Raw genomic sequence first — 12659 nt, 5'->3', positions numbered from 1 at the left:
GCGACATCCGCCTCATTCCGGATAAGTGACCAGGCGGGTGAAGAAACCGAGCAGTTGGTCGAGCAGCATGCCGATCACGCCGATGAACAGGATGGCGTTGATCACGTTGGCGATCGACAGGTTGTTCCACTCGTTCCACACGAAGTAGCCGATGCCGGTGCCGCCGACGAGCATCTCGGCGGCGACGATCACCAGCCAGGCGATCGACACCGAGATGCGCATGCCGGTGAGGATGGTCGGCGCCGCCGCCGGCAGGATGACGCGAAAGATCTTGCGAAAGGTGCCGACCTCGAGCGTGCGGGCCACATTCAGCCACTCCTTGCGCACGCCGGCCACGGCAAAGGCGGTATTCACCAGCATCGGCCAGATCGAGCAGATGAAGATGACGAAAACCGCCGAGATGTTGCTGTCCTTGATGGTGTAGAGCGCCAGCGGCATCCAGGCCAGCGGCGAGACCGGCCGCATGATCTGGATAAACGGATCGAGCGCGCGCCGGAACAGCGGCGACAGGCCGATCAGGAAGCCGAGCGGCACCGCCACGACGACGGCGGCGCCGAAGCCGATGGCGACCCGCAGGATCGAATAGGCCAGCTGGGTGCCGATGCCCTGGTCGTTCGGCCCCTTGTAGTAGAAGGGGTCGATCAGATGGGCCCAGAGCTTGCGGCCGACATCGAGCGGACCGGGCATGGCGGATTTGCCGCCCACCGCGGTCTGCCCCATCAGCTTGGCATATTCCGGGTCCACGTTGCTGGCGGCGCTGCCGTCCAGGGTCGCCAGCTGCCAGGCGAGGAGAAACGCCAGCAGCATGGCGACCGACAGGATGGCGGCACGCAGGCGGAACGACAGGGCCATCGGCTGTTCTCCCTGTCCCGCGTCAGACCCGCCTGATCTTGAACGAGTTGACATACTCGTCGGGCTTGGCCGGATCGAAGGTCTTGCCCATCACCTTGACCGAGGCATAGGTGGTCGACGGCGGAGTGAGGCCGACTTCCTTCATCAGCTTGGCGGCGTCGGTGGCGAGAAAGACCTGCTCGGCCACCTGCCTGTAGTTGACATCGCCCTTGAGCTGGCCCCAGCGCTTCATCTGGGTGAGGATCCAGACGGCGAAGCTGTGCCAGGGGAAGGGCGCGAAGTCGATGCGGTCGGGCACCTTCTGCACCTTGCCCAGCCCGTCGGCGAAGGTGCCGGTCAGCACCTGCTCGACCACGGTGACCGGCTGGTTCAGGTAGTTGGCCGGCGCGATCGCCTCGGCGATCTGCTTGCGGTTCTCCTGCTTGGTGGCATAGGCGGTCGCCTCGATGATCGCCTTGAGCAGCGCCTGGTAGGTATTCGGCATGGTGGTGACGAATTCCTGGCTGGCGGCGAAGGCGCAGCAGGGATGACCGTCCCAGATTTCCTTGGACAGGATGTGGATGAAGCCAACGCCGTCATAGACCGCGCGCTGGTTCACCGGATCGGGCGCCAGGAAGCCGTCGAGATTGTCGGCGCGCAGGTTGGCGACCATTTCCGGCGGCGGCACCGAGCGGATCTGCACGTCGGTATCGGGATCGATGCCATGCTCCGCGAGGTAATAGCGCAGCAGGTAGTTGTGCATCGAATAGTCGAAGGGCACACCGAACTTGAAGCCCTTCCAGTCCTTCGGGTCGCGCTTGTCCTTGTGCTTCATCGCCAAGGTGATCGCCTGGCCGTTGATGTTCTCCACCGCCGGCATGGTGTAGGGGATCGGGTTCGACCCGGTGCCGGTGGTGATCGCCAGCGGCATCGGCGACAGCATGTGGGCGGCGTCGTATTCCTTGTTCAGCGCCTTGTCGCGTACCACCGCCCAGCCGGCGGTCTTGATGACGTCGACGTTCAGGCCATGCTTGGAATAGAAGCCCATCGGATGCGCCATGATGATCGGCGTGGCGCAGGTGATCGGGATGAAGCCGACCTTGAGGTCCTTCTTCTCGATGGCGCCGCTTTTTCCTTGCGCAAAGACCTCGCGCGCAGTGGCCAGCGGGAAAATCTGCTCCAGCGCGCCGAGCAAAGTGGCGGCGCCGATCGCATGCAGCACCCGACGCCGGGTCGCATCGTCGGGCAGGATGGCGCGCACGACCGCCTGGTCGACGGCATTGGTCAGCCGCCTTTCCGCGTCGGCGGCGGTGACCAGTTCGGCCTGGCGCAACTGCGCCGAAGCCTCGGCATCATGCTCGAGCAGGCTGCGATGCTGGCCGCAGGGACAGGCATCGAGCGTGGCGTCGCGGTCGAACGGATTCTGGAACAAGGACATGGCGTCTGGATCCCCCGTCTTGGTTTGGTGCCTCGGTGTGCAATGCAGCAAGGAGCATGCCAGAGCATGCCAGCGCGCGACCTGGGCCGGGAAACCGCCAAGCATGCGGCTTTGAGGGGCGCCGAAGGGATTACGAAAAATCGTAGTATACGAAGTTTCGTAATGATGATTACTATTCTTCGTAATGGCCCTGACCGACCTCGCCCTGACACCCCCCGATCGCCCGCCGATGCTGACTGGCGGCGGCTTCGGCCGCGTCTTCGACGCCTGCGCCGAGGCGATGCTGGCGGTCGATCCCTGGGCCGGGCGGATTCTCGATGCCAATCCGGCGGCCGGCCGGCTGCTCGGCTATGACCGCGCGGTGCTGCGCGGCATGGCGATGAGCGACCTGCACCCGGGCCAGCTGCCGGCACTGATCGTCTTCACCGATGCGGTGCTCAGCCGCGGCAGCTTCCGCACCCGCACCCTGATGCCGCGCCATGCCACGGGTGCCGAGCTGAAGGTGGAATATGCCGGTGCCCTGCTGCCGCCCGAGCCGCGCGAGGCGGCGGACCGGCCACGCCTGCTGCTGGTGCTGACCGACCTGCAGGACCTGCGCCGGCGCAACGTCGATTCGGAAGCCGACGCCTACATGCGCGGCGGCATCGCCGAATGGCAGAAGGTCGAGCGCTTCTTCCGCGACGTCGAGCGCGAGAACCAGCTGATCCTGCGCGCCGCCGGCGAGGGCATCTACGGCGTCAATGCCGAAGGCAAGACCACCTTCGTCAACCCGGCTGCCGAACGCATGCTCGGCTGGTCGGCTGAGGATCTGGTCGGCAAGGACATGCACGCCATCGTGCACCACACCCACGCGGACGGCAGCCACTATCACCAGGAGGACTGCCCGATCTATACGGCGTTCCGCGACGGCGCCGTGCACAAGGTCGATAACGAGGTGTTCTGGCGTCGCGACGGCAAGCCCTTCTGGGTCGAATACACCTCGACACCGATCCGCGACCGTGGCCTCGTCGTCGGCGCGGTGATCGTGTTCCGCGACATCAGCCACCGCCGCGAGGCCGACGAGAAACTGCGCGCCGCACTGGAAGAAGTGCAGTCACTGCGTGCCCGGCTGGAGCTGGAAAACGCCTATCTGCAGGAAGAAATCCGCATCGAGGGCAACCATCGCGGCATCATCGGCAATTCGGCGGCGATCCAGAGTATCCTGCGCCAAGTCGACCTGGTCGCACCGACCGACGCCACCGTGCTGGTCACCGGCGAGAGCGGCACCGGCAAGGAGCTGATCGCGCGCGCCATCCACGAGGCCAGCCGGCGCAGCAGCCGGCCGCTGATCCGCGTCAACTGCGCGGCGATCCCGCGCGAGCTGTTCGAGAGCGAGTTTTTCGGCCATGTGAAAGGCGCGTTTACCGGCGCGGTGCGCGACCGCGTCGGCCGCTTTGAGCTGGCCGATGGCGGCACCCTGTTCCTCGACGAGGTCGGCGAGATTCCGCTGGAACTGCAGGGCAAGCTGCTGCGCGTGCTGCAGGAAGGCCAGTTCGAACGGGTCGGCGAGGAGCGCACCCGCAATGTCGACGTGCGCGTCATCGCCGCCACCAACCGCGACCTGCGCCAGGAAGTACGCGCCGGGCGGTTTCGCGAGGACCTGTATTTCCGCCTCAACGTGGTGCCGGTTGAATCTGTCAGCCTGCGCGAGCGGCGCGAGGACATCGCGCTGCTGGCGGCGCATTTCCTGCGCGGCATGAACCGCAAGATGAACACCGCCCACCTGCGGCTCAGCGAGGCCGACGCGCGCCGCCTGACGCAGTACGACTGGCCGGGCAACGTGCGCGAGCTGGAAAACGTCATCGAGCGCGCCGCCATCCTCGCCCGCAACGGCCGTCTGCATGTGGTGTTGCCCGACGCGGCGCCGGTGGCACCCCGGCGCAGCGGCAGCGCGCCGGCCGGCGAGGCCAGCCCCATCGTGCTGACCGACCAGGAGCGCCGCGACCGCGACCGCGCCAATATCCTGGCCGCGCTGGACAGCTGCGGCGGCAAGGTGTTCGGCCCCGGCGGCGCGGCAGAACTGCTCGACGTCAAGCCGACCACACTGGCCTCGCGCATCAAGACGCTCGGAATCCGCTACGAACGCGCCGCCCCCTGAGCACCCCGGCGGCTGGCACTCGCACCCTCTTGTCTGCCAGCCGGCTTCGGCATCCAATGGCGTCCCCGACTTGCGACCGCTCTCCTCCGATCCGGAAATGAGGCCCGCATGGACACCCTGAAACTGCACAAGGGCGGCAGACTGAGCCTGCCGCAGGACATGCTCGACAGCCATCACTGGCATGCCGGCACCGAATTCACCGTCGAGGACCGGCCGGAAGGCCTGCTGCTGCGCCCGTTGCAGCAGCGGCCGAAACGCGGCCGCGAGAAGACCCCCGGGCATAGCGCCGGCGATGGCAGCAGCGGCTGCGACCGCGCGCTGGCCGATGCCATGCGCGACCGCTACGCCCGCCTCGGGCACTGACCGGAGATTTGGGAAGGCTTATTCGGCGCCGCCGAGTTCCTGGCCGACCAGGTTGACCCAGTAGGCGGCGCCGGTCAGCAGGATGTCGTCGTTGAAGTCGTAGGTCGGCGTATGCACGTAGCTGCAGCCGCCCTCTTCCGCGCCGCCGTTGCCGAGCAGGATATAGGCGCCCGGCTTGCGTTCCAGCATGAAGGCGAAATCCTCGGCGCCGGTCAGCGCCTCGGCATCGCCGTCGACCAGCGCGTCGCCCACGGTCGCCTGCGCGGCACGGATCGCCGTCGCCGTCTGCTCGACGGCATTGACCAGCGGCGGATAGCGCCGCAGGTAGTCGAATTCGGCCGTGCAGCCATGCGCCGCGGCAATGCCCTGCACCAGTTCGCCAAGACGCCGCTGCAGCATGTCGCGGTCGGCCGGCGTGTAGCTGCGCGCGGTGCCGCGGATCGTCACCTGGGCCGGAATCACGTTCGGCGAACCATGGCTGCCGGCGGCGATATGGCCGACGCTGACCACGGCGGCATGCTGCGGCGAGATGTTGCGGCCGACGATGCTCTGGGTGGCGGTCACAAACGCGGCCGCCGGCATCACCGGGTCGGTGCCCTTGAACGGCATGGCGCCATGGCCGCCGGTGCCGCGGAAAACGGCTGTCCATGTGTCGGAAGCCGCCATCATCGGGCCGGTGCGGATGGCGAACTGGCCGGTGCGGATGCCGGGCATGTTGTGCATGCCGTAGACTGCGTCGCAGGGAAATTTCTCGAACAGGCCCTCTTCGATCATCACCCGCGCGCCGGCCTCGCCCTCCTCGGCCGGCTGGAAGATGAAATGCAGGGTGCCGGCGAAATCGGGATCGCGCGCCAGCTGCTGCGCCGCGCCGAGCAGCATCGCGGTATGGCCGTCATGGCCGCAGGCATGCATCTTGCCGTCATGCACCGAAGCATGGGCGAAGTCGTTCTTCTCCTGCAGGTTCAGGGCATCCATGTCGGCGCGCAGGCCGATGGCGCGCTGCCCCGGACGCTTGCCTTTCAGGGTGCCGACCACGCCGGTCCTGGCCAGGCCGCGATGCACCGGGATGCCCCATTCGGCCAGCTTCGCCGCCACCACGCCGGCGGTGCGGTTTTCCTCGAAGGCGGTTTCCGGATGCTGGTGGATGTCGCGGCGGATCGCCACCAGGGTATCGCGATGGGCCAGCAGGTCACGGGGCAGGATTTTGGTCATGGGGAACAGCTCGTCTGCAGGAGGGGGCTTGCCGCAAGGACAGCACTCCACCGCACATCTGGCAAGGCCGGCCGTGAATGCACCGGTACAATTTTCCCGCCTTGACCAGAAAGATGTCCTCTGGACTTGGCTTCGACGGCGCTCCATCATCCCGCCATAATCATAAACTGCCCGAGATCCCCGCCATGACCGCCCCAGCCGCTTTCCACCACCCGTCGCTCAGCCGGATGCAGAGCGTGTCGATCCTCGCCGGCGCCGCCATCATGCTGTCGCTGGCCATGGGCATGCGCCAGAGCCTCGGCCTGTTCATGCAGCCGGTGACCCATGACCTCGGGATCACGGCGGCCGACTATGCCTTCGCGCTGGCGGTGCAGAATATCGTCTGGGGCTTCAGCCAGCCGGTCGCCGGCGCGCTGGTCGACCGTTACGGCACCCGCTGGATCGCGGTCGCCGGCGGCGCCATCTATGCCGCCGGCCTTGTCGTTACCGCCTTTGCCACCAGCACCCTGATGCTGACGCTGGGCGCCGGGGTGATGATCGGCCTGGCGCTGTCCTGCTCGACATCAGGTGTCGCCGCCAAGGTCGCCGCCCGCGTGGTGCGGCCGGAACGCCGCAGTCTCGCCTTCGGGCTGGTCTCGGCCGCCGGCTCGATCGGCACCTTCTTTGCCGCGCCGCTGGCCCAGGAGATCATCCAGACGCAGGGCTGGCAGATGGCGATCTTCGCCTTCGTCGCGCTCGCCGCCGTGATGCTGCCCGCCGCCTTCATGGGCGGCCGCGCCGACAGCGTACCGATCGAGTCGCTGCGTGATACCGGCGAGACCATGCGTTCGACCCTGATCGAGGCGAGCCGCCATGGCGGCTATATCGTCATGGCCAGCGCCTTTTTCGTCTGCGGCCTGCAGCTCGTCTTCCTGACCACCCATCTGCCGACCTTCCTGGCCGATTGCGGCGTCAGCCCGATGGTCGGCGCCCAGGCGCTGGCGGTGATCGGCGCCTTCAACATCCTCGGTTCCTGGCTGTTCGGCTGGCTCGGCGACCGCTACCCGAAGCATTACCTGCTCGGCCTCGTCTACATGATCCGCTCGGTGGCGATCGCCGCCTATTTCGCCCTGCCGGTCGGCCAGGCCTCGACACTGATCTTCGCCGCCATCATGGGCACGCTGTGGCTCGGCGTCATCCCGCTGGTCAACGGACTGGTGGCGCAGATCTTCGGCATCCGCTACCTGGCCACCTTGACCGGCATCGCGTTTTTCAGCCACCAGCTCGGCAGCTTCCTCGGCGCCTGGGGCGGCGGCGTGATCTATGACCTGCTCGGCTCGTATACCCTGGCCTGGCAGCTGGCCGCCGGCGTCGGCTTCGCCGCCGGCATCATGCAGGTGTTCATGAACGACCGGCCGACCGCGCGCGTGCTGGCCGCCCAGGCCGCGGTCACGACGCCGGCACCTGCTCACTGAGTCTGGCCCACTGAGTCTGGCCCACTGAAGCTGGGGCACTGAAGCTGGGGCACTGAAACCGGCACGCCGAATACGCGCATAACCGCTTTTCCGGGCCGCTTTCCTGGGCGGGTTCTGTCCTGCCGCCTGCTGTGGCACACTGGCATCGTTGATTCGCCACAGGGTGATTGTCGCGTGCTGGACGACACCATCAGAAACGCCATGAGCGCCGAGCTGCGCGATCTGCTCGGCTACTGGGAGGCGCAATCCGCCCGCCGTGGCGGCGCGCTGCCCCATCGCAACAGCATGGTGGCGCTCGACCTCGCCGAACGCTGCCCGGCGGTGATGCCGCATGTCTGGATGCTGGATGTCGAACGCGACCCCTGGCGTTTCCGCTTCCGCATGATCTCGCGCTCGATCCGCCAGTCCGGCGCCGATGCCGGCATCGCGCAGGTCGGCCGCTATCTCAGCGACCTCGAGGGCAAGCGCGACTGGCATCCGCTCTATCTCGCCATGGTGCGGGTCTGCGAAAGCTGCCAGCCCGACTATCGCAGCGGCACGCCCAACATCACGCCGCAGCCGGGCATCATCCGGCTCGAACGCCTCAGCCTGCCGCTCGCCCATGACGGCCGCACTGTCGACGTGATCCTCAGCGCCACGCTCTATCGCCGGGCCGATGGCAGCATCGTACTCTGAAGGCCGGCCCGTTCCGAAGGCCGGCGCGATCATGCTGCATTGCGACCATCGACCGGCGGCGCACAAACGGCCCGCCCTGCCGTTTCCGGCCGCGGGCGCTGGATAGACCGCACCGGCATGCGCTATTGTCCCGGCCCGGCGCATCGCGCCAGCGCCGTCACGTCCAGTCTCCGTTAAAGTATCCGGGAGGAAATCGCCATGCTGTTCCCCGCCGCCGTTGCCGGCAGCCTGCCGAAGCCGTTCTGGCTGTCCGAGACCCACAAGCTGTGGCCGCTGTGGAAGGCCATGGGCCAGGAGCTCGAACTGGCCAAGCGCGATGCCACGCTGTTGTGGATCAAGCAGCAGGAAGATGCCGGGCTGGACACCATCGGCGATGGCGAACAAAGCCGGCAGCATTTCGTGCACGGCTTCCTCGAATTCGTCGACGGCATCGACTTCGAGCACAAGGTCGAGATGGGCATCCGCGCCGACCGCTACAAGGCGATGGTGCCGAAAGTCGTCGGCGCCCTGAAGATGAAGGGCCGCGCCCATGCGACCGAAGCGAAGCTGCTGCGCGGCCATACAAAGCGCCGCACCAAGTTCACCCTGCCCGGCCCGATGACCATCATCGATACCATCGCCGATGCCCATTACGGCGACCGCATCAAGATGGCGATGGCCTTTGCCGACCTGCTGAACCAGGAGGCCCGCGCGCTCCAGGCCGACGGCATCGACATCGTGCAGTTCGACGAGCCGGCCTTCAACGCCTATACCAAAGAGGCCGCCAGCTGGGGCATCGAGGCGCTGCATCGCGCCATCGACGGCCTGACCTGCACGACGGCCGTGCATATCTGCTACGGCTACGGCATCAAGGCCAATATCGACTGGAAAGAGTCACTCGGCAGCGAATGGCGGCAGTATGAGGATTTCTTCCCGGCGCTGGCGAAAAGCCGCATCGACCAGGTCTCGCTGGAATGCCGCAACAGCCGCGTGCCGCCCGACCTGATGAAGCTGCTCGACGGCAAGCAGGTCATGGTCGGCGTGATCGACGTCGCCACCGATCAGGTCGAGACGCCGGAACAGGTCGCCGACACCATCGGACTGGCGATGAAATACGTGCCGAAGGAAAACATCATTGCCTGCACCAACTGCGGGCTGGCGCCGCTCGACCGCGAACTGGCGATCGCCAAGCTGAATGCGCTCGGCGCCGGCGCCAAGCTCGCCCGCGAACGCTGGGGCTGACGGCCGCGCAGGCTTGCTGCGGCCTCAGGAAACTGCGGCAGCCACCTTCTTCGCGGCCGGCTTGCGCACGGGCGCAGGTGCGGGCGTGGCGCGGTCCTGCGCTTCCTTGGCCAGCCGCAGGCTGCGCAGCTTTTCGATCTTGGCCGTCTCGGCAATGCTGCGGGCCCGTTCGCTCTCGGCGGCCGCGCGGATCTCGTTCTCGCGCTGGGCGTTTTTCTGGAAGCGCATCTCGGCGCGGCGCTTCGCCTCTTCGGCGGTAATTCCGTGACTGGCCATGCCATCCTCATCGGTCGGTGCGGGAAATATGGAGCCGCAAAACCGTCAGGCGGAGCCACATGGGGAAGCCGCCATCATAGGGCATCCGCCTCCGGATGGATATGACGAGGCGGTAATCTTCCGGGTTACCGGCCGGATTATGCCGGTTTATCGCGATATTCCTCTGCCGATGCGCGCTGCCCCGCGCCGCCCAGACTGGCCACCAGCCGCCCGGCACGGCCGGCCAGCCACATCGCCGGCTGCTCCACCAGGCGGTGGAAGGCGAGCGCGGCGAGGCAGGCGACGGCGACCACGGCGAGGCTGGCGCTCAACGCCGCCGGCAGAGTGCCGAAGCGGGTCTCCAGCGGCAGGAAGGTCAGCCCGCCCAGCGACCACAGCACCGGCGCATGCAGCAGGTAGATGCCAAACGAAATCCGCCCGAGGAAATCCGACACCGCGTTCGACAGCAGCCGCTGGATGCCCGGCGACAGCATGACACCGGCCACCACCAGCGTGGCGCGCAGCATGCCCGGCATCAGATGCAGGCCGCTGGCGTCGGTCTCGCCCAAGCGCTGCAGCGTGCCGCCGGTATCGACATCAAGCACCGGGAACAGCACCGCGCCGGCGAGGATCAGCGACAGGCCGAGCGGCTCGTGCCAGTGCGGAAACCACGCGGCGCGGCTTTCGCTGCGGGCGATCTCGCGGAAGCCGACACCGATGGCGAACAGCGCACAGTAATTGAAGATCCAGAACGGCTGCACCAGCAGCACGACGGCCAGCGCGAAGGCCGCCAGCGCCGCCGGCCGGCCGCGCGGCACCAGCAGCTTGAGCGCGAAGACCAGCAGCGAGCCGGGGAATTCGATGCGGATGGTCCACAGCACCGGATCATGCAGCGGCGTCTGTGGCCCGATGAAGGCGCCGAGCGTCGCCTCGCGCAGCACGCCCCAGAGGTCGGGCCGGTAGCCGGCGGGGAAGAAATCGCGCATCCAGCCGGACGCCACGCTCCAGCCGAGCGGCGCGTTGAGGTCGAGGCCCATGGCGAATAGCGCCAGCACGACCAGGCCGGCGGCGAGGATCGGCAGCGCCAGCCGCAGCCAGCGTTTCACCACCAGGCCGGCAAAGCCCGCCCGGCCGCGCCAGCCCGGCGCGCGGTCGACGGCGGCATCGACGGCGACGGCGAGCACGATGCCGGACAGCACGAAGAAGATGCCGACCGCCAGCGGCCCGTCGGTGAGAAAGGAAAACGGTGCGAACAGCGGCGCCGCCGGGCTGCTGTGATCGTCGAAGGCCGGCGCGAAGGTCAGCAGCAGGTGGTGGAACACCACGAACAGCGCCGCCCAGCCGCGCAGGCCGTCGAGATGCGCCAGTCTTTGTCCCTTGGGCCGCCGGGATGACGAGGGCGGCACGGCTGCAGGCGACGGCACAGGCAACGGCGGCGGTGGCGAAGGCTGCATGACGGACCCCTGGCAGGCGGGTGCTGAAAAAAAGACGGCACCAGCCATATGAGGAGCGATCTGGCGCGGCGCATCGCGCGCGGCGGCCTTGTCACGGCGAGGTCAGGGCAATGTCACGGGAATGCTGCGGCCTGTTACAACGGGGCCTGCGACAACGCGCGCGCAGGATCGGCCGTCTTCCGCCGTATACTTGGCAGTCTTCTGTCCGAGAGTGTCACCGGATGCGTCCGCTCCTGCACCTGACTTTCCTGTCCGTCCTGCTGCTCGCTGCCGCGCCGGTGCTGGCGGCGCCGGGCCTGCACGATCCGCTGGATGACGGGCCGGCCGAAGCGGCGCCCGACCCGCCGCCGCCGCCGGGCACGCGCATCCTGCGCGACCTGGCCTATGGCGAGGCCCGCGCCCAGCATATGGATGTCTATATCCCCGCTCATGCCGATCATGCGCCAGCGATCGTGATGCCGGTGATCGTGATGGTGCATGGCGGCTTCTGGGCGCTCGGCGACAAGGCCTCGGCCGGTGTCGCCGGCGCCAAGATGGCGCATTGGGTCGGCCGCGGCATGATCTTCGTCTCGGTGAATTACCGCCTGCTGCGCGAGGCCGATCCGGTGACCCAGGCCGCCGATGTCGGCCATGCGCTGGCCGCCGTGCAGGCCCGCGCCGCCGGCTGGGGCGGCGATCCCGCCCGCATCCTGCTGGTCGGCCACTCCGCCGGTGCCCATCTGGTGGCGTTTCTCGCCGCCGATGCGGGATTCGCGAAACGCCAGGGCGCAAAGCCCTGGCTGGGCACCGTGTCGCTCGATTCCGCGGCGCTGGATGTCGTCGAGATCATGCAGCGGACCCATCTGCGCTTCTACAATCGCGTGTTCGGTGACAAGGCGAGCTACTGGCGCCAGGCCTCGCCGCTCTATCACCTGACCGCGGCGCCGGCGCCGATGCTGCTGGTCTGCTCGACGCGGCGGACCGATTCCTGCCCACCGGCCAAGGCCTTTGCCGCCAAGGCCGCGGCGCTCGGCGGCCGCGTCAGCCTGCTGCCGGTCGAGATGACCCACCACGACATCAATCACCGGCTGGGCGAGCCCGGCGCCTATACCGAAGCGGTCGACGGCTTCCTCGCCAGTCTCGGCCTGCCGTAAGGCGCCGTCACGTCTCGTAGATGCCGCCGAGCAGCATGTTGATCCGCTCGCCGTCTTCGGAGAGCGGCAGCAGCAGGCATTCGTAATGCCAGAAGGTATGGTCCTCGGCCAGCATCGTCACATGATCACAGCGTGGCTGGCGCGCGGCGACGATTTCGCGGTAACGCTGCTCCACCGCGGCGGCGACGTCTGCCGTGCGGATATGGCGCGGCGTCTTGCCGGTCAGGCTCTGGCCGTGGATTTCGTCGACATTGCCGCCGGACAGGCGGTAGCGGAAATGCGGCGCAGCCTCCAGCACATCGACCAGGAAGAGGTTGGGCAGCATCTGGCCAAGTTCGAGCGGATCGATATCGGCACGGGCCGGGAAAGCCCGGCCACGCCGCTTGCCATCCCAGTAATCGTAGAGATTCAGGAGCTGGTTGCGACAGCCGCGGCCGCGAACCGGGCAGCGGGCACAGAGCACGTCGCGGGCATCGTTCATCGCGG

12 protein-coding genes are annotated in these 12659 nt (G+C 67.5%); 6 read left to right on the top strand and 6 right to left on the bottom strand.

The genetic code is table 11. The features are described 5' to 3' along the window. Positions 1 to 12: 12 nt before the first annotated feature. Positions 13 to 852: a nitrate ABC transporter permease gene (gene ntrB, locus ACFOOQ_RS09675; protein ID WP_379725088.1), complete on the bottom strand. Its 840-nt coding sequence runs from the start codon at positions 850 to 852 to the stop codon at positions 13 to 15. Positions 853 to 874: 22 nt separating this feature from the next. After that, the gene (locus tag ACFOOQ_RS09670; RefSeq protein WP_379725085.1) at positions 875 to 2269 is read right to left on the bottom strand and encodes a CmpA/NrtA family ABC transporter substrate-binding protein; all 1395 of its coding nucleotides are present in this window, start codon (positions 2267 to 2269) and stop codon (positions 875 to 877) included. A 184-nt stretch (positions 2270 to 2453) separates the two neighbouring features. Between ACFOOQ_RS09670 and ACFOOQ_RS09665 the strand changes: the two genes are divergently transcribed. Together ACFOOQ_RS09665 and ACFOOQ_RS09660 are read left to right on the top strand one after the other, a co-directional pair. Next, positions 2454 to 4406, top strand: a complete 1953-nt coding sequence (locus tag ACFOOQ_RS09665) for a sigma 54-interacting transcriptional regulator (protein ID WP_379725082.1) — start codon at positions 2454 to 2456, stop codon at positions 4404 to 4406. A 108-nt stretch (positions 4407 to 4514) separates the two neighbouring features. Further along, positions 4515 to 4769 carry an AbrB/MazE/SpoVT family DNA-binding domain-containing protein gene (locus tag ACFOOQ_RS09660; protein WP_379725079.1) on the top strand — a complete coding sequence of 85 codons (255 nt, stop codon included), beginning with the start codon at positions 4515 to 4517 and terminating at the stop codon, positions 4767 to 4769. Positions 4770 to 4787: 18 nt separating this feature from the next. On the opposite strand, the gene ACFOOQ_RS09655 is transcribed toward ACFOOQ_RS09660, so the two are convergent. Then, positions 4788 to 5981: a M20 aminoacylase family protein gene (locus tag ACFOOQ_RS09655; protein ID WP_379725076.1), complete on the bottom strand. Its 1194-nt coding sequence runs from the start codon at positions 5979 to 5981 to the stop codon at positions 4788 to 4790. Between the two features lie 185 nt (positions 5982 to 6166). On the opposite strand from ACFOOQ_RS09655, the gene ACFOOQ_RS09650 reads away from it, so the two are divergent. The 3 genes from ACFOOQ_RS09650 (at position 6167) to ACFOOQ_RS09640 (ending at position 9331) form a co-directional block, all read left to right on the top strand. Beyond that, positions 6167 to 7435 (top strand): MFS transporter, encoded by a 1269-nt coding sequence (locus tag ACFOOQ_RS09650; RefSeq protein ID WP_379725072.1) that lies wholly within the window; start codon positions 6167 to 6169, stop codon positions 7433 to 7435. A 174-nt stretch (positions 7436 to 7609) separates the two neighbouring features. Continuing rightward, positions 7610 to 8110, top strand: coding sequence for a hypothetical protein (locus ACFOOQ_RS09645; protein ID WP_379725069.1), 501 nt, complete (start codon positions 7610 to 7612; stop codon positions 8108 to 8110). Between the two features lie 198 nt (positions 8111 to 8308). Beyond that, entirely contained in the window at positions 8309 to 9331 is a 1023-nt protein-coding gene (locus ACFOOQ_RS09640) for a methionine synthase (RefSeq protein ID WP_449265801.1), read from the top strand. 24 nt (positions 9332 to 9355) lie between these two features. Here ACFOOQ_RS09640 and ACFOOQ_RS09635 read toward each other — a convergent pair whose 3' ends face one another. Then, positions 9356 to 9607, bottom strand: a complete 252-nt coding sequence (locus ACFOOQ_RS09635; protein WP_379725066.1) for a hypothetical protein — start codon at positions 9605 to 9607, stop codon at positions 9356 to 9358. Positions 9608 to 9744: 137 nt separating this feature from the next. After that, positions 9745 to 11040 carry an acyltransferase family protein gene (locus ACFOOQ_RS09630; RefSeq protein ID WP_379725062.1) on the bottom strand — a complete coding sequence of 432 codons (1296 nt, stop codon included), beginning with the start codon at positions 11038 to 11040 and terminating at the stop codon, positions 9745 to 9747. 221 nt (positions 11041 to 11261) lie between these two features. Here ACFOOQ_RS09630 and ACFOOQ_RS09625 point away from each other — a divergent pair, with 221 nt between their 5' ends. Beyond that, on the top strand, positions 11262 to 12173 hold the full coding sequence (locus ACFOOQ_RS09625) for an alpha/beta hydrolase (protein ID WP_379725059.1): 912 nt from the start codon (positions 11262 to 11264) through the stop codon (positions 12171 to 12173). Positions 12174 to 12180: 7 nt separating this feature from the next. Here ACFOOQ_RS09625 and ACFOOQ_RS09620 read toward each other — a convergent pair whose 3' ends face one another. Then, positions 12181 to 12654 carry a PAS domain-containing protein gene (locus ACFOOQ_RS09620; RefSeq protein WP_379725056.1) on the bottom strand — a complete coding sequence of 158 codons (474 nt, stop codon included), beginning with the start codon at positions 12652 to 12654 and terminating at the stop codon, positions 12181 to 12183. Positions 12655 to 12659 lie beyond the last annotated feature (5 nt).

This window comes from Ferrovibrio xuzhouensis, from assembly GCF_042648965.1.
GTDB classification, from domain to species: Bacteria; Pseudomonadota; Alphaproteobacteria; order Ferrovibrionales; family Ferrovibrionaceae; genus Ferrovibrio; species Ferrovibrio xuzhouensis.
Note: the sequence above shows the minus strand (reverse complement) of the source record. Positions and strands in the feature narration are given on the sequence as shown.

Coding starts and splice junctions, on each gene's coding strand:
- ACFOOQ_RS09635 (WP_379725066.1), bottom strand. CDS start 9,607: ATGGCCAGTCACGGAATTACCGCCGAAGAGGCGAAGCGCCGCGCCGAG.
- ACFOOQ_RS09670 (WP_379725085.1), bottom strand. CDS start 2,269: ATGTCCTTGTTCCAGAATCCGTTCGACCGCGACGCCACGCTCGATGCC.
- ACFOOQ_RS09665 (WP_379725082.1), top strand. CDS start 2,454: ATGGCCCTGACCGACCTCGCCCTGACACCCCCCGATCGCCCGCCGATG.
- ACFOOQ_RS09630 (WP_379725062.1), bottom strand. CDS start 11,040: ATGCAGCCTTCGCCACCGCCGCCGTTGCCTGTGCCGTCGCCTGCAGCC.
- ACFOOQ_RS09655 (WP_379725076.1), bottom strand. CDS start 5,981: ATGACCAAAATCCTGCCCCGTGACCTGCTGGCCCATCGCGATACCCTG.
- ACFOOQ_RS09640 (WP_449265801.1), top strand. CDS start 8,309: ATGCTGTTCCCCGCCGCCGTTGCCGGCAGCCTGCCGAAGCCGTTCTGG.
- ACFOOQ_RS09625 (WP_379725059.1), top strand. CDS start 11,262: ATGCGTCCGCTCCTGCACCTGACTTTCCTGTCCGTCCTGCTGCTCGCT.
- ACFOOQ_RS09620 (WP_379725056.1), bottom strand. CDS start 12,654: ATGAACGATGCCCGCGACGTGCTCTGTGCCCGCTGCCCGGTTCGCGGC.
- ntrB (WP_379725088.1), bottom strand. CDS start 852: ATGGCCCTGTCGTTCCGCCTGCGTGCCGCCATCCTGTCGGTCGCCATG.
- ACFOOQ_RS09660 (WP_379725079.1), top strand. CDS start 4,515: ATGGACACCCTGAAACTGCACAAGGGCGGCAGACTGAGCCTGCCGCAG.
- ACFOOQ_RS09650 (WP_379725072.1), top strand. CDS start 6,167: ATGACCGCCCCAGCCGCTTTCCACCACCCGTCGCTCAGCCGGATGCAG.